Below are 15424 nucleotides of genomic sequence, written 5' to 3' on the forward strand. Positions count from 1 at the left end.
TTTACACCTCCTTTTCCTGCTGACATTCTTTCGCATATTTCCAGCATTTTACGAAATGGCCCGGAACGGCTTCCACAAGTGGCGGCTGGCACTCCCTACATCTTTCATCTGCCTCGCTGCACCTGGTACAGAAATGACATCCCTTGGGGATCTTAGACAGCGATGGTACCGAACCGGAAATCGTCGGCAAGTCCTGCCCTCTTTTTACCCCCAGATGCGGAATACATGCCAATAATCCTTTTGTGTACGGGTGAAGAGGCCTGGCGAACAACTCTTCTGTTTCAGCGTCCTCCACGACCTGCCCGAGGTACATGACTTTTACACTGTGACATAACTGGGACACTGCGCCCATATCATGAGTAATAAATAATACCGACATTCCCAAGCGTTCATTCAGATCACGGATCAAATGTAAAATCTGCTCCTGTATCGTCACATCCAAGGCAGTTGTCGGCTCGTCGGCGATCAACAGCCTGGGTTCACAGGCTAAAGCCATGGCGATCATGACACGCTGCTGCATACCACCGGACAATTCAAACGGATATTTTTTCATGCAGTTTTCAGGATTGGGAATCCCTGTCAGCTTCAACATCTCTATCGCACGTTCTTTTGCCTGCTGCCGAGAAACTTTTTTATGAAGAATCAATATTTCACTTAATTGCTTCTCCACTGTATGCACCGGGCTTAAAGAATTTAGCGGGTCCTGGAATATAATAGAAATCCTGTCTCCGCGGATGTCACGCATTTCAGATAACGGACGTTTCAGCAAATCCTGATTCTCAAAAAGAATTTCCCCCTCATAGCGCACTGCTGTATCATGGTCTCTTAGCCGGAGAATCGATTGTGACATAACACTTTTTCCGGAGCCTGACTCTCCGACCACGCCCGTGATCTCCCCCTGTCTGATGCTGAGGCTGACCCCGTCTACCGCCGGAAGCCATTTCTTATGGACAGGAAATAATACTCTGAGGTTCTTGATTTCCAGCATTGCTTCCTGCAAATGATTCTTACTATTTTCTGCCATTACTTTTTCGCTCCTCCCTTTACTCTCGGATCCATAAAATCTCTAAGTCCGTCACCTAAAAGATTCAGACTCAGCACGCAAAGAATAACTGCAATACCCGGACAGAGCATCGTCCAAGGAGCTTTGGAAAATACCAGTTTGCTGGCCTGAAGCATATTTCCCCAGCTTGCCGCCGGTGCCGGAATACCCGCTCCAAGAAAGCTAAGCGACGCTTCCGAAATAATCGCCTGCGCAAAAATAAACGAAGCCTGAACGGTCAAAGGAGAGATGACTCCGGGAAGAATCAATTTCCACAAAATACGGAAGTTACTAAATCCCTGCACCTTTGCAGCTTCCACATATGCCTGTTCCCGAATTACCATCGCGCTTGCCCGGACAGTCCGCGCGACACTTGGGGTATATACGATCGTAAGCGCTATAATGACATTCCAACTGGACGCGCCAAGCGCTGCGATCAGGGCAATTGCCAGAAGGATGCCCGGTATTGCGATAAGTCCATCACAAATCCGCATCAGAATATGATCCAGAATTTTAAAATAGCTTGCATAAATTCCTATGATAATTCCAAGGACGCACGAGAAAACGGCAACGCATCCGCCAACTCCCAGCGAAACTCTGGCGCCATACATCACTCTTACAAACAGGTCTCGTCCAAATTCATCTGTTCCAAATAAATATTTCCCGCCCGGCGCCTGAAACCGTTCAGTTACAACCATGGCATTCGGGTCCGCCTTGCTTATCATCGGTACCAGAATGGCAGACAACAAAATAACAGCGAATATCGCACCGCCAATAATCAATGCCGGGCTCGCCAATAACCGTTCTTTTCTGATCTCGCGCTGCTCCTTGAAAATCGCCTCACTGACTTCAGAAGTATATTTATGTTTGAATCCCATATCTCCACCTCCTACTTACGTCCCGGCTGTAATCTTGGATCTACAATACCATATAGAATATCAACAGCCAGATTGACTAGAACATACAGTAAGGTAACAAAAAGAACGACTCCTTGAATGACAAACACATCTCTTCGATTAATAGCGCTGATCGTTAACATACCAATGCCCGGAATATTAAACAATGTCTCCGTTACGATTGTTCCTGTAATCAGACTTCCGAAGGACTGCCCTACTGCGGTGAGAATGACAGGAGCTGCATTCTTTAGTCCATAGACCAGAATCACTTTACGCTCCTTTAGCCCTTTTGCTCTCGCAGTATGAATAAAGCTCTTATACAGCACGTCCAGCAGGGACGAACGGGTCATTCTCGTAATGTAAGCAGCCTGCACAATTCCCAGTGATAATGCCGGTACAAACAAATATTTCAGATGTTCGCCTATCCCTTGTTCCAATCCTGCATAGCCGGCCACCGGGAACCAGTGATGAGAAACGCTGAAGAACAACATCAAAAACATACTTAATAAAAATCCAGGTAAAGCGGTTCCGACAAGAGATGCGGTCACCGCTGCCACGTCAACTGCAGTTCCTCTTTTATAAGCTGCTATGATTCCAAGCGGAATCGATAAGACAAGAGAAAACACCTGAGCTAATACCGCAAGACTTAAGGTAGGTGGGAAATATTCACCGATTGCCGCAAGAACAGACTGGTGCAAAAAATAGGAATCTCCCCAGTCCCCATGAAGAACATTTACAATCCAATCTGCATACTGAACCAAAAATGGTCTGTCAAATCCCAACTCTGCGTTCAAAGCATTGATCTGCTCCGTAGTCGCTTCCATACCAAGAAGTGCCGTCGCCGGACCGCCCGGAATCATGTAGACGATCAGGAAGGCCACGCATGACACCACGAACATGACCGGTATCAAGGATAAAATACGTTTAAAAATATAAGACAACATATAAGTTGTACTCCCTTCTCGCAAAAAACGGCGGACTGCTTATGCACTCCGCCGCCATTTATGGTATTATTCTGAAACACTTGTATTCCAGTAAATCTGGAATCTCAAATATTCCATTCCCTCTACATTGGCACCTGTTGCTACTACACCTGTATAATGTCCAAGAACGGTAGCTGCTCCATATTCATATAAGAAAGTCTGTAAGTCTTCCCATGCCTTGGCAGCCTCTTCCTCAGAAGCAGCAGAACGAATTGCAGTGATTCCGTCTGTTACTTCCTGACGGTCTAAGCCAGCCCAGCCCTTATCCAGTACAGACAACTGAATCGGAAGCATGTTGTAGCTGTTGCTCGTTATAAACATAGAGAACTGTTTCGGATCCGCACGGTGTTCCATGAAGGTACTGAAATCATATTGTTCTACTTCTGCGTTAAATCCAGCCTGCTTTAACTGCTCCTGTACAACTAAGGTAGCATTGTACATTTCCGGGTAATCCGGAGTTGTTACAAGGACGATTTTTTCATTATTGTATCCTGCCTCTTCGAGCAGTTTTTTCGCTTTTTCTGTATCCTTCTGATTGTAATATTCCTTTCCTGCATCTGTTCCCCACTGGGCATCTGTCGGATTGCACCAGCCTGCATTTACCTGGTAAAGGTCTTCATTTCCATAGATGGCAAGAAGGATCTCTTCACAATTCAGTGAAGCGAGAGCAGCCTGTCTTACTTTTTCGTTCGCCATGATACCCTCTGTCGTGTTCAGGAACAGGTTGATCGTACCACCCGGCTCTACATTCAATTTAACTGCCGAATTATCTGCTAATTCTGCATAATTATCAAGCGGGATTTCCTCTGCAACATCATACTGACCACTCTGTACACCAGCAATGCGGGTCGCCGCATCTGTAACAACATCAAAATAGATTACATCTGTAACAGCATTTTTCTTACCTGCGAGACCGCTTGATGCATTCTCTGATGCCTGATAGTCTTCATAGCGCTCTAATTTCACATACTGATCCTGTTTCCACTCAGCAACCTTATACGGGCCTGTACCAATATACTCGCTGATTCCTTCCGCGGTAGCTGCTTCTACCACTTCAGACGGATAAATCGCTGCAAACTGGATCGGGCCTGCCAGAATCATAATAATGTCTGAAGATGCCTGATTTACTTTTAATGTTACGGTATAGTCATCTGCCTTCTCAAATACGGAGCCTCCGATCAACGTGTTGGCTTTTGCTGAATTTTCAAGCCAGCGGTTCATAGAAGCCACCACATCATCTGCTTTCATTTCTTTTCCGTTATGGAATTTCACGCCCTGGCGAAGTTTGATGGTATAGACCATTCCATCATCACTTACTTCGTAAGATTCAGCTAAAACAGGTGTCGGCTCATAATTCTCGTTCATTGCAAATAATGACTCATACACATGAGCACCGATGCCGCCTACGATATTGGAATTCACGGTCGGCGGATCAAGTGATGGCGGATTTGCTGCAATCGCAACATGCAATTCTTCCGCTTTCGCTTCTGTTTTCGTGGCTGTGTCCTTAGAATCAGATTTGGTTTCGGATTTCGTGTTTCCACAGCCGGAAAGCACTAATCCTGCACACATAGTAATAGCAACTATGCATGACACTAATTTTCGTCTCATAATAGAACTCCTCCTTTGCTATTATAAGTATTATTTTATGAAAAGAGCATAAATATGTCTAATTGATTTATATCATGAAAAAAAAGATTTATTGATTTTATAAATAATATTTTTTACGATTAATATAAAAGTAGATTAGTTAATGTGATAGACTTTCATCGGATTTATGATAACAGTCTTCTCTGCTGACGTTGCAGCAGGGAAGCTGATAGCTGAACATAACAAAAACGACCGCCATTAGTCCCTCAGAAAGATTAGGCGATCGTTTTGTTTAATCATCTTATTAGGGTAACCATCTATCGGTAACACCTTTTTGTATATTCAATATAGCATAATCTCGTATTGCTTTCAAGTAAGTTTTACGGTAAAATATTCATTTTCTCTTATCTAAAAACATGACACTTTTTCCATTATAATCACACATTTTCCAGCATTCCATTCACCAGCAGCCAATTTGCCCGAAACGGCCTCATCAGATTCCAATACCCAAACCCACGAAATCCGTATTCCGACACCGTCTCTAATTTCGTGCGGATACTCCGCACATCTTCAAACCACACCTCATGCTCCGCCCCCTGGCGCCAGTAGTTATAATACGGACTTTGCGCAGTCTCATCAAACTCAATCTGCGCCCCATTTTCCGACGCAATACGCACTGCCTCCACATTGCCGATCAAATCGGCCCGGCTGACTCCCCGGTTGTATGGCAAAGCCCAGTCATAGCCGTAATTGGGAATTCCCATGATAATCTTCTCGCGCGGAATCGCTGTCACGGCATAATCCAGTACCTGTCTTACCTTGTTGATTGGGGCGACGGCCATCGGCGGGCCGTATGTGTATCCCCATTCGTAAGTCATCAAGAAGACAGAATCTGCGGCTTCCCCCAGAAGCGGATAATCCATTCCCTCATAGAGCAGCCCCCTTTGATCAGCCGAAGTTTTCGGAGCAAGTGCCACCGACACTGTATACCCGTTCGCGCTCATCACTCCCCTGAGCGCCGCCACAAATTCGGCATAGCCCGCCCTGTCCTCCGGCAAAATATATTCAAAATCCACATCTACTCCTGCATACCCCTTCTCACGCACCGTTTGAAGAAGCGCCGCTATCAGATTTTGCTGTACCTGTGAATTTTCGGTCACTAATTTTACCAGGTTATTGTCAAATACTCCTGCCCCCGAAAAGGGAGTAAGCACCAATATGGGACGCACATCAAACTGCACCGCCTCCCGCAGAAGCCAATCCTCCGGAATCTGAGGCGGGATCAGTGCGCCCTGGGCAGTAAATCCGTAAGAGAAAATCAACAAATCGTCCACGTAAAGTAGCGCTTCCCTCAAAATGTATCCTGCCACAAAAGGATACACATAGCCTGTCACCTCTCTTTTTTGCCGCACCGCATCGCCCTCATATGTAATCACAATCTGCTGCCCTGCCGCCAGGTACATCCGGTCCAGCAGAAACGGATTATTCCGATAAATCTGCTTCGCACTCACCTGGTACTCGCCCGCAATCTCCTCCACCGTTTCCCCGGGCTTCACCACATGGACGAGCTCCGGATAAAGGATCAAAAGCGCCTGGCCGGGAACCAGATATTCTTCCGATGCGACCTGATTATCATAGGCAAGTCTGACCGGCGATACCCCAAATGCCCGCGCAATATTATAAAGAGTGTCCCCCGTCCTCACCACATATATTTCCATAAATAACCTCTTTTTTCTTTGATTTTATGCACGACATGTGGTATATTATGAATACGTACTGATTACAAAGGGTCATACCTAAGTAAAAAGGCGCCGGATACAAGAATCTATATCAGAAGACTTGCTTTTTCCAAAAGGCAGCAGTCAAAGCCAGAAGATTATTTATCCTCTTTAGGCTGAGATTTTTGCTTTATAAAACAGAATGTACTATCGCACATTTTTCGTATGCGAGCGGACTGCGTAGCTGATATTTCCTTACCGCGGGCTGTGCATTACCGCACGAAGTGCATTTTATTTCATAGGACGTATTTTCCTATGAAACAGGGAACAGTGTCTTTTTTCATGGTCTGCGCTATCAGTGCAGGCTTTTTTCATTTTATGAACAAGGAGGGAACAAATGACAGAGCAAAATACCAGGATCGCTTTGATCGGAATTATCGTGAGCAGCCACGAGTCCATCGAACGCCTGAATCATCTTTTAAGTGAACATAGCGCCTACATCATCGGACGTATGGGTATTCCTTACCGCGAAAAAGGAATCTCCATCATCAGCATTTCCATTGATGCTCCCGGCGATGTGATCAGCGCATTATCCGGCAAGATCGGTATGCTGCCCGGCATCAGCACGAAAACCATTTATGCCAAAAATGTTTAAGAGGACTACCCATGAAAGATCTTATTCTACAATTAGAAGAAACCCAGACTCTTTCCAGGCAGGAATGGGTCGCCCTGATAGAAGGACGCACCCCACAGCTTGCGGATTTTCTCTTTGAGCGGGCGAGGAAAGTCAGACAACAGTATTATGGAAGAGATGTCTACATACGGGGACTCATCGAATTTACAAATTATTGCAGGAATGACTGCTATTACTGCGGGATACGCAAAAGCAACCGAAACGCCAGACGCTACCGTTTATCGAAGGAAACGATCCTCTCCTGCTGCAGGCATGGGTACGGGCTGGGCTTTCGTACCTTTGTGCTGCAGGGCGGAGAAGACAGCTGGTACACTGATGACCGAATGGCGGAGACCATTCGTGAAATCAAATCGCAGTTTCCCGACTGCGCCATCACTTTGTCCATCGGCGAGAAATCTATTGCATGCTATGATTTATTTCGCAGATGCGGGGCAGATCGCTATCTTCTGCGTCACGAGACTTTTCATGCAGAGCATTATCGACACCTGCACCCGGAAGGCCTTTCCCCCGCCAACAGGCAGAAATGTCTCTATGCCCTTCGCTCGCTCGGCTATCAGGTGGGAAGCGGTTTCATGGTCGGTTCGCCCGGTCAGACGGCCGAATATCTGGCGGAGGATATGCTGTTTCTAAAGAGACTCGATCCGCATATGGTTGGTATCGGTCCCTTTATTCCGCATCATGATACTCCCTTTGCAGACCAAAAAGCCGGAACGCTGGAGCTGACTCTGTATCTTCTGGGGCTCCTTAGGCTTATGCTTCCCAAAGTGCTCCTTCCTTCCACGACAGCGCTTGGAACAATCCACCCGCATGGCCGCGAAATGGGAATCCTCGCCGGGGCAAATGTCGTAATGCCAAATTTATCTCCGCCGGAAAACCGTAAGGATTACAGCCTGTATGACAACAAACGGTGCATGGGAGATGAGGCGGCGGAAGGACTGGAACTTTTGAAAAAGGAAATGAAAGGAATCGGATATCAGGTGGTGACAGACCGCGGGGACTCCCTTGTAGACTGACCCGAGTCCAAAACAAATCAGGAGGAATTGAAAAATGTACAATCCATCATCAAAAAAGGCAGATGAATTTATCAGCCATGAAGAAATATTATCTACTCTCGCCTATGCAGACGAGAACAAGGACAATCTGGAACTGATCGACCAGATCATCGAAAAGGCACGGCTTCGCAAAGGCCTTACCCACCGGGAGGCCTCCGTTCTTCTTGCCTGTGAAAATGAAGAGAAAAATGAAGAGATTTACCATCTTGCGGAGCAGATCAAAAAGGATTTCTACGGAAACCGTATTGTAATGTTCGCGCCCCTTTATCTCTCCAACTACTGTATCAACGGCTGTACCTACTGCCCCTATCATATGAAAAATAAGCATATCCCGCGCAAGAAACTGACCCAGGACGAAATCCGCCAGGAGGTCATTGCTCTGCAGGATATGGGACACAAGCGTTTGGCGCTGGAGGCAGGAGAAGACCCGAAGAATAACCCGATTGAATATATTCTGGAAAGCATCAAGACCATTTACAGTATCAAACATAAGAACGGGGCGATCCGCCGTGTAAATGTGAACATCGCTGCAACTACGGTAGAAAATTACCGGAAATTAAAGGAAGCCGGAATCGGCACCTATATCCTGTTCCAGGAGACTTACCATAAGGAAAGTTACCTTGAGCTGCACCCGACAGGACCGAAGCATGATTATGATTACCATACCGAGGCCATGGACCGTGCGATGGAAGGCGGCATTGATGACGTAGGGCTCGGCGTATTGTTCGGACTGGATAAATACCGCTACGAATTTGCCGGACTTCTGATGCATGCAGAACATCTGGAAGCCGTTTTCGGCGTGGGACCGCATACGATCAGTGTGCCGAGACTTCGGAATGCGGACGACATTGACGCCTCTGCATTTACCAATGGAATTGACGATGATACCTTTGCAAAAATTGTTGCCTGTATCCGGATCGCAGTACCGTATACCGGAATGATCGTTTCTACTCGTGAGAGCCAGAAATGCCGGGAGCGGGTACTTCATCTGGGAATTTCGCAGATCAGTGGCGGGTCTAAAACCAGCGTCGGCGGTTATGCAGAGCCGGAACCGGACGAGGAATCCTCTGCTCAGTTCGATGTGAGTGATACCCGAACACTTGATGAGGTCGTGAAATGGCTGATGGATATGGATTATATCCCGAGTTTTTGTACGGCCTGCTATCGGGAAGGACGTACCGGGGATCGGTTCATGGCGCTTTGCAAGAGCCAGCAGATCCAGAATTGCTGCCATCCGAATGCACTGATGACGCTGAAGGAGTATTTGGTGGATTATGCGTCGCCGGAGACAAAGGCTGTGGGGGATGCGATTATTGAGAAGGAGTTGCGGAATATTCCGAATGAGAAGGTTCGGGCTAAGGTGATGGAACATCTGGAGGAGATTGAGAAGGGAGTGGGGAATGATTTTAGGTTTTAAGGTCGACGCAGAAGGGAGGAATTGGTTTGGGTTTGAATAGTACGCCTTCGGGGGATCGGGTGCATGTTGGGATTTTTGGGCGTCGGAATGCTGGAAAGTCCAGTGTGATTAATGCGGTGACGGGTCAGGAGCTGGCGATTGTTTCGGATGTGCTGGGGACGACTACGGATCCGGTGCTTAAGGCAATGGAGCTTTTGCCGCTGGGACCGGTGGTGATGATTGATACGCCGGGGCTTGATGATGTGGGGGAGCTCGGGGAGCTTCGTGTGAGGAAGGCTTATCAGATTTTGAATAAGACGGATATTGCGGTGCTGGTGGTGGATGCTTCGGTTGGGCTTACACGGGAGGATTTTGAGATTTTGTCCCGGATCAGGGAGAAACGGATTCCTTATGTTGTTATTCGGAATAAGGTGGATCTTTGTAGGAATCTACAGGAGCATTTGATTGAAAATGGAGGGCAGAGGGGGGCTCTCTCAGTAGGTACAAATTCAAAGTATTTGTTATGTGGCGAGGACAGTTTTGAAATTCCTGAGGGATGGCTGACTTCTGAGAATTGTATTGATGTCAGTACGGTGACTGGGCAAAATATTTATGAATTGAAGGAAATGATTGCCAGACAGGTGCCGCATGAAGATATTACTTTGAGGCTTGTCGGTGATCTGCTTGCGCCGGGAGATTTCGTGGTGCTTGTGGTTCCGATCGACTCTGCGGCGCCTAAGGGGAGGCTTATCTTGCCACAACAGCAGACCATACGTGATATTCTGGAGGCCGGTGCTGTTTCTGTTGTCGTCCGTGATACGGAGCTGGCCGAAACCTTGCAGGCTTTGAGCGTAAAGGGGATAAAGCCTAAGCTGGTCATCACCGATAGTCAGGCTTTTAAGCAGGTATCTGCTGTCACGCCAAATGACATTCTGCTGACTTCCTTTTCCATTTTGATGGCGAGATATAAGGGGAACCTGAAAACGAATGTGAATGGGGCCAGAATGCTGGAGCGTCTGAAAGATGGGGACAAGGTTTTGATTTCCGAAGGTTGTACACACCACCGGCAGTGTGAGGATATCGGAACGGTTAAGCTTCCCCGCTGGATTCGAAATTATACCGGGAAAGAATTGGAATTTGTTTTTACCAGTGGAACGGAATTTCCTTTTGACCTGTCCTCTTATGCCCTGATCGTACACTGCGGCGGTTGTACGCTGAATGAGCGCGAAATGAAATACCGCTTGAAATGTGCCGAGGACCAGAAGGTACCGATGACTAACTACGGCATTTCCATCGCCTACATGAACGGGATATTGGAGCGGAGTCTGGAACCCTTTCCTGAGTTCAGATAGCTCATGACCGCTGTGTGAGTCTCTTTATGCAGGTCAATCGCCATATAAATAATGTTTTCTTTTCTCTCTGTTCTGTCTCCATCTACAGGTTAAAAACAGGGTGGCCTAGTGCCACCCTAACCGTGGGGCATTACCTGGAAAATCCGGGCACCCAAAAATATTTCGCCTGCGCATTCCACAGCTCGTAATACTTCCCATTCTGGTCTTCCACCAATTCTTCATGCGTACCGCATTGCACCAATTTTCCTTCCGACAAGACAAGAATCCGGTCACAGAAACGGCAGGAGGAGAGCCTATGTGAAATGTAGATTGCCGCCTTTCCTTTCACTAAACCATCAAACGTCGTATATAACTCCATTTCGGAAAAAGGATCCATAGCCGAGGTAGGCTCATCTAATATGACAAACGCCGCCTCCCGACGGTAAAGCGCCCTGGCCAGGGCCAGCTTCTGCCCTTCTCCGCCTGAAATCTCCACACCAGCGGGATCCCGATCCTGGTACAGCACTGTATGCAGCCCGTACCGTTGCGGGAAACCTACCTGCTCCAAAAGCCGCTCCACTTCGCCTTGTTCATACGCTTCTGCCACTGCCACATTCTCCCCGACAGGCAGGGAATACAGCTTATAATCCTGAAATACCATAGCAAATAATTTCCGATATTCTTCCACGGCATAATGCTGGATATTCTGGCCATCCAACAGGATTTCCCCTGCCGTAGGCTGGTACAGACCGCAAAGTAATTTCACCAGCGTGGTCTTGCCAGAACCATTTTCTCCGACAATAGCCACCTTTTCTCCCGGCCTCAAGGTCAGGGAGATGTCTTGCAAGACAGGTGGATTTTCCCCGTACTGGAAGCTCAGATTCTTCACTTCAAGCGTATGCGATACGCCTTTTACCGCCTTTCCCCCTATCGTGTCCTCCTCAGGGACATCCATAATGGTATAGTATAGCTTTGCTCTGGGCCGCAGATCTCCTACGGTTCCCAGCTCAGCAGATAACATGCGCAGTGCATCCAGCAAAGATACCAGCGCGCCCACATAGATTACAAAATCTCCCACACTAAACAGGCCGCTTAGTGCCTTAACTCCTACCAGAAGATAACAGCAGAAGTTCAAAACCGCAAAAAGAATCACGCCGGTTCCTTCCCCTAACACCTCACGACCGGCAATCTTTCGCTGCATCCGGATTCCTTGATCCAGCAGCTTCTGCGTGGCTTCTTTCTTTATAAAATCCTGCATCCGGAAAATGCGGATCTCCTTTCCCGTCTGATAGCGTGAAATCTCATCGCGGTAATATTCATAAATTCGTTCCAGATCGGCATACTGGTCGCGCAGCCGTCTGCTTCCCCGATTTATCCAATTCTTAAACAAAATCAACGCAACACAGGCGCAAAATGCTCCTGCAATGACGCACATACCAAACCAGCCCGACCCTATAAATCCCGAACCCGTCGTCATAAAAAAACCAAGCCAGAAAGGCCACAAAGCGGCGATGGCTGCCGTCACCCGAAAGACTGCCGTCACAATCGACTCCCAAAAAGCCAGGCACTGACAAAACACGCCTCCCCGCACGGTGGTCTCACCTCTGTGCCGCGCTACATTCCCGGCATATGTACCATTTTCCAAAAAGGAAAATGGCACCCGCATTAACTTTTCTGTAATACTATTTTTCTCCTGCATATCACAGGCATCCGCGTTTTCCATATTGATGTTGTCAAGCCAGCCCAGCAGCAGACGCATAACTGCATTTAGCAGGACCCCCACTCCAACCAGCCAGCCAATCTGCCCAAGACGTTTGCTGCCTGCCAATTCATCCAAAATCCAGGCCGGAAATACCAGATAGACGTAGGGCTGCACAGCGTGAAGCAGGTCGCCCAGGAACTGAAAGAGCAGGATGGAATGTTTCCGTTTCCAAATATCCTGACCGATTCGTAGAATATATGATTCCTTTTTCAAAATTCCACCCCCTCATGATAGTAACGCCCCTGCACATCAAACATCTTTTTATATGCCCCACCCCTGGCCAGAAGCTGCTCATGGCTTCCCTCCTCCAGAACCTGTCCGTGCGACAGGTAGAGGATTCGGTCACAAAAACGGGTGGAGTTCAGCCGATGTGAGATAAAGACGGAGAGCCTTTCTTCTGTCAGATCCCGATAGTTCAGGTAAAGCTGCTCTTCCGCGATCGAATCCAACGCCGCCGCAGGTTCGTCCAGAATCAGAAGCGGTGCTTTCTTAAAGAGTGCCCGGGCAAGAAGAAGCCGTTGCGTCTCGCCGCCGGACAGAGCCAGCGCTTCCGTATCCAGCCTCTTTCCCAACTTAGTGTCAAACCCGATCTGTCCAAGCTTTTCTTCCAGCCCCACCTGTCTTAACACACCTTCCACCTCTTCTTTCGAAGTCTCGGCACCCAAAGTGATGTTCTCCCAGATGCTGGCCGGAAGCACCATATAATCCTGGAAAATAGCGGAGGTCAGGCAAAAATACTGCTCCATATCCAAATCTTTTAAGTCTGTTCCGTTAATCAGAATGGTTCCCTCTGTAGGCCGGTACAGACCGCAGAGCAGCTTAATCAGCGTGGTCTTACCCGCTCCGTTCTCTCCTACAATAGCAATATTCTCTCCCGCGTGAAAGACAAGGTTGATATCCCGAAGCACCGCCTCCCCGGAAGGATAGGCAAAAGACACATGCCGGAACTCAATCCTCTCAATATCCGTGACCCGCGTCTTCCCGGCGCCGCTTTCCGATTCAGGCAGCTCCATGAATACCCGGTAGTGATCACATTCCCATGCGATTCGTGACAAGCTGACGATGTGCCCCGAAATATCGTTGAGCCAGTCAGAAAATCCCACTGTCAAAGTAAAATAGAACAGAAAATCCCCCATTTGCAGGCTGCCCTGAAGAACCGCTGCGATGATAAATGCAAAACTCGCCCCGTCCCGCAGAATCGTACATAGCATCTGTAAAACCGTCAGCTTCGAGACCTTCTTCGTATACCAGTGCATAATTTCCAAATATTCCCGCACAGCCCCTTCTAAATGTCTGAGCAGCCAGCCTGCCGCGCCGCCAAGCCGGATATCCTTTCCTGCCTCTGGGTCTGTTGCCAGACGGTAAAAGTAGAAAAATTGCATTTCCCCTTTCGCCATCTCATTCTCTGTCCGATTTCCATACTGTATGGCCTTATAATACGAATAATATTCCAGAACACAGGAGGCAAAGATAATCACCAACAGCCACGGACTAACCCGGCTAAACAGCGCAGAATAGGTCACGATTCCCACCACACTGGTCAAAAGTCCCACAAGCCGCACCGCCGCCCAGGCGCCGTCGGCGTTGGCTCCCTCAAATGCAAATTTTTTGCAGCGCTGATAGAGGGTCCTGCCCTCGTAACTCTCAAGCGTCTCATACTGCAGATGCAGGAGCTTTTCCATCATCTCTACCGCATAATGCATACTGATGCCCGCCTGGAATGCCTGCAAGTGCGCCTCCAACACCTTATCAAACAGCGCCAAAGCCAAAACCCCCAGGGACAACACTGCCAGAATCTGCACGAACGCCCTCACATCCGTCCCTGACTGGATGGAATCTACCATCGTCTTAGGAACCAATGCCGTTACAACCGGCAGCGCAACCGTCACCGGTATCCGCAAAAATACCAGAAGCGTCCCCCACATATCCCAGCGAATCCAATTACGGGTAATATATCTCATATTTTGCCACTTTGAATAACGTACATCGGTTCCTTCCATTACACGCTCAAACCTCCTACTTTTTCACCACCGGAACCCAGATTTCACTGCGGTAATCCGCCGCTGACATATCTCCGTCCGCATACGCCTCAATATCCATCTCGTAAGTGGGCTGATAAGCCGCCGTCGGGAAAAACTCCGCGCAGATATTGTGCCACAGCTTCTGTATCGCATCCGGCATTGCTCCCTGCGTTTCAAATACCGCCCAGGTCCTCTGCGGAATTTCCGCGATCCCGAAACCTTCCGGCACTTCGGACTTACCATCCCAGACTGCGCCAATACTATAGTCGAAGGTCTTCTGATCGGTCAGATCATTTCCATAGCAAATACCAAAGATGTATTCTTTGTTCGATGTAATCTGCAGAAGTTTCTCAATTGTGCCATCTTCGTGCGCTCTTGTCCAAAATTCCGGTATGGTATTCTTGTTCTGTTCATCAACAATCGTATGCGTTTCTCTTTTTTCAACCACCTTAAACGCCTGTTTTTCAACAATTCTGTAGTTCATTGCATGTCCGCCTTTCAATATAATCTGCACAGAAAAAGGGGAAAATGATTTCAGTTTTGTCCCATCCTTTTTGGCCGCGGATGGCGTAATTCCATGAAATTTCACAAATGCTCTTGCAAAGCTCTCCGGACTTTCATAACCATATTTCAGCGCCGCATCAATTACAGATATGTCCGTACCGGAAAGCTCACTGCCGGCAAGTGACAGCCTTCTGTTCCGGATATACTCTCCCATTGAAATGCCACAGAGAATTCCAAAAATACGCTGGAAATAGAATTCGGAGCACGCTGCTTCCTTCGCAATTTCCCTGTAATCCATCTTCTCCGTGATGTGTGCCTCAATGTAATCCAACGCCCGCTGTATACCGGTCGCCCAGTCCATATTCCTCTCTCCTTTCTGTGTGACTTTATCATAGCACTCCGTAGTCTCTTATTTCCTGATATTTTCTGTTCCTC

At 47.8% G+C, this 15424-nt stretch carries 12 protein-coding genes; 4 read left to right on the forward strand and 8 right to left on the reverse strand.

Annotated elements, in window-relative coordinates:
* Window position 1: 1 nt before the first annotated feature.
* The 5 genes from ABXS75_16870 to ABXS75_16890 form a co-directional block, all read right to left on the reverse strand.
* Window positions 2-1024 carry an ABC transporter ATP-binding protein gene (locus ABXS75_16870; GenBank protein XCP84700.1) on the reverse strand — a complete coding sequence of 341 codons (1023 nt, stop codon included), beginning with the start codon at window positions 1022-1024 and terminating at the stop codon, window positions 2-4.
* The gene (locus ABXS75_16875; GenBank protein ID XCP84701.1) at window positions 1024-1920 is read right to left on the reverse strand and encodes an ABC transporter permease; all 897 of its coding nucleotides are present in this window, start codon (window positions 1918-1920) and stop codon (window positions 1024-1026) included. The genes ABXS75_16870 and ABXS75_16875 overlap by 1 nt, the downstream gene beginning before the upstream one ends.
* Before the next feature lie 11 nt (window positions 1921-1931).
* Window positions 1932-2882, reverse strand: coding sequence for an ABC transporter permease (locus ABXS75_16880; GenBank protein ID XCP84702.1), 951 nt, complete (start codon window positions 2880-2882; stop codon window positions 1932-1934).
* Between the two features lie 66 nt (window positions 2883-2948).
* The gene (locus ABXS75_16885; protein ID XCP84703.1) at window positions 2949-4532 is read right to left on the reverse strand and encodes an ABC transporter substrate-binding protein; all 1584 of its coding nucleotides are present in this window, start codon (window positions 4530-4532) and stop codon (window positions 2949-2951) included.
* A 416-nt stretch (window positions 4533-4948) separates the two neighbouring features.
* Window positions 4949-6229 (reverse strand): glycosyl hydrolase family 18 protein, encoded by a 1281-nt coding sequence (locus ABXS75_16890; protein XCP84704.1) that lies wholly within the window; start codon window positions 6227-6229, stop codon window positions 4949-4951.
* 397 nt (window positions 6230-6626) lie between these two features.
* Here ABXS75_16890 and ABXS75_16895 point away from each other — a divergent pair, with 397 nt between their 5' ends.
* From ABXS75_16895 to hydF, 4 genes are read left to right on the forward strand one after another with little or no spacing between them, the layout of a single operon-like run.
* Window positions 6627-6884 carry a TM1266 family iron-only hydrogenase system putative regulator gene (locus ABXS75_16895; protein ID XCP84705.1) on the forward strand — a complete coding sequence of 86 codons (258 nt, stop codon included), beginning with the start codon at window positions 6627-6629 and terminating at the stop codon, window positions 6882-6884.
* Window positions 6885-6895: 11 nt separating this feature from the next.
* The gene (gene hydE / locus ABXS75_16900) at window positions 6896-7936 is read left to right on the forward strand and encodes a [FeFe] hydrogenase H-cluster radical SAM maturase HydE (GenBank protein XCP84706.1); all 1041 of its coding nucleotides are present in this window, start codon (window positions 6896-6898) and stop codon (window positions 7934-7936) included.
* A gap of 34 nt (window positions 7937-7970) precedes the next feature.
* A complete protein-coding gene (hydG, locus tag ABXS75_16905; protein XCP84707.1) occupies window positions 7971-9392 on the forward strand; it encodes a [FeFe] hydrogenase H-cluster radical SAM maturase HydG in 1422 nt (473 codons plus the stop codon).
* A 26-nt stretch (window positions 9393-9418) separates the two neighbouring features.
* Window positions 9419-10723 (forward strand): [FeFe] hydrogenase H-cluster maturation GTPase HydF, encoded by a 1305-nt coding sequence (gene hydF, locus ABXS75_16910; GenBank protein ID XCP84708.1) that lies wholly within the window; start codon window positions 9419-9421, stop codon window positions 10721-10723.
* Window positions 10724-10853: 130 nt separating this feature from the next.
* Here hydF and ABXS75_16915 read toward each other — a convergent pair whose 3' ends face one another.
* Genes ABXS75_16915 through ABXS75_16925 form a run of 3 tightly spaced genes read right to left on the reverse strand, consistent with a single transcriptional unit; the run spans window position 10854 to window position 15350 of the window.
* Window positions 10854-12677 carry an ABC transporter ATP-binding protein gene (locus tag ABXS75_16915; protein ID XCP84709.1) on the reverse strand — a complete coding sequence of 608 codons (1824 nt, stop codon included), beginning with the start codon at window positions 12675-12677 and terminating at the stop codon, window positions 10854-10856.
* Window positions 12674-14425 carry an ABC transporter ATP-binding protein gene (locus ABXS75_16920; protein ID XCP84710.1) on the reverse strand — a complete coding sequence of 584 codons (1752 nt, stop codon included), beginning with the start codon at window positions 14423-14425 and terminating at the stop codon, window positions 12674-12676. The genes ABXS75_16915 and ABXS75_16920 overlap by 4 nt, the downstream gene beginning before the upstream one ends.
* A gap of 55 nt (window positions 14426-14480) precedes the next feature.
* The gene (locus tag ABXS75_16925; GenBank protein ID XCP84711.1) at window positions 14481-15350 is read right to left on the reverse strand and encodes an AraC family transcriptional regulator; all 870 of its coding nucleotides are present in this window, start codon (window positions 15348-15350) and stop codon (window positions 14481-14483) included.
* Window positions 15351-15424 lie beyond the last annotated feature (74 nt).

Origin of the sequence: Roseburia hominis (assembly GCA_040702975.1) — a bacterium.
GTDB lineage: Bacteria > Bacillota > Clostridia > Lachnospirales > Lachnospiraceae > Allocoprococcus > Allocoprococcus hominis_A.

Bases quoted from the DNA above. Each gene is read 5' to 3' on its own strand.
- hydE (XCP84706.1), top strand. From the start codon at position 6,896: ATGAAAGATCTTATTCTACAATTAGAAGAAACCCAGACTCTTTCCAGG.
- hydG (XCP84707.1), top strand. From the start codon at position 7,971: ATGTACAATCCATCATCAAAAAAGGCAGATGAATTTATCAGCCATGAA.
- ABXS75_16875 (XCP84701.1), bottom strand. From the start codon at position 1,920: ATGGGATTCAAACATAAATATACTTCTGAAGTCAGTGAGGCGATTTTC.
- ABXS75_16885 (XCP84703.1), bottom strand. From the start codon at position 4,532: ATGAGACGAAAATTAGTGTCATGCATAGTTGCTATTACTATGTGTGCA.
- ABXS75_16870 (XCP84700.1), bottom strand. From the start codon at position 1,024: ATGGCAGAAAATAGTAAGAATCATTTGCAGGAAGCAATGCTGGAAATC.
- ABXS75_16920 (XCP84710.1), bottom strand. From the start codon at position 14,425: ATGAGATATATTACCCGTAATTGGATTCGCTGGGATATGTGGGGGACG.
- ABXS75_16880 (XCP84702.1), bottom strand. From the start codon at position 2,882: ATGTTGTCTTATATTTTTAAACGTATTTTATCCTTGATACCGGTCATG.
- ABXS75_16890 (XCP84704.1), bottom strand. From the start codon at position 6,229: ATGGAAATATATGTGGTGAGGACGGGGGACACTCTTTATAATATTGCG.
- ABXS75_16925 (XCP84711.1), bottom strand. From the start codon at position 15,350: ATGGACTGGGCGACCGGTATACAGCGGGCGTTGGATTACATTGAGGCA.
- ABXS75_16895 (XCP84705.1), top strand. From the start codon at position 6,627: ATGACAGAGCAAAATACCAGGATCGCTTTGATCGGAATTATCGTGAGC.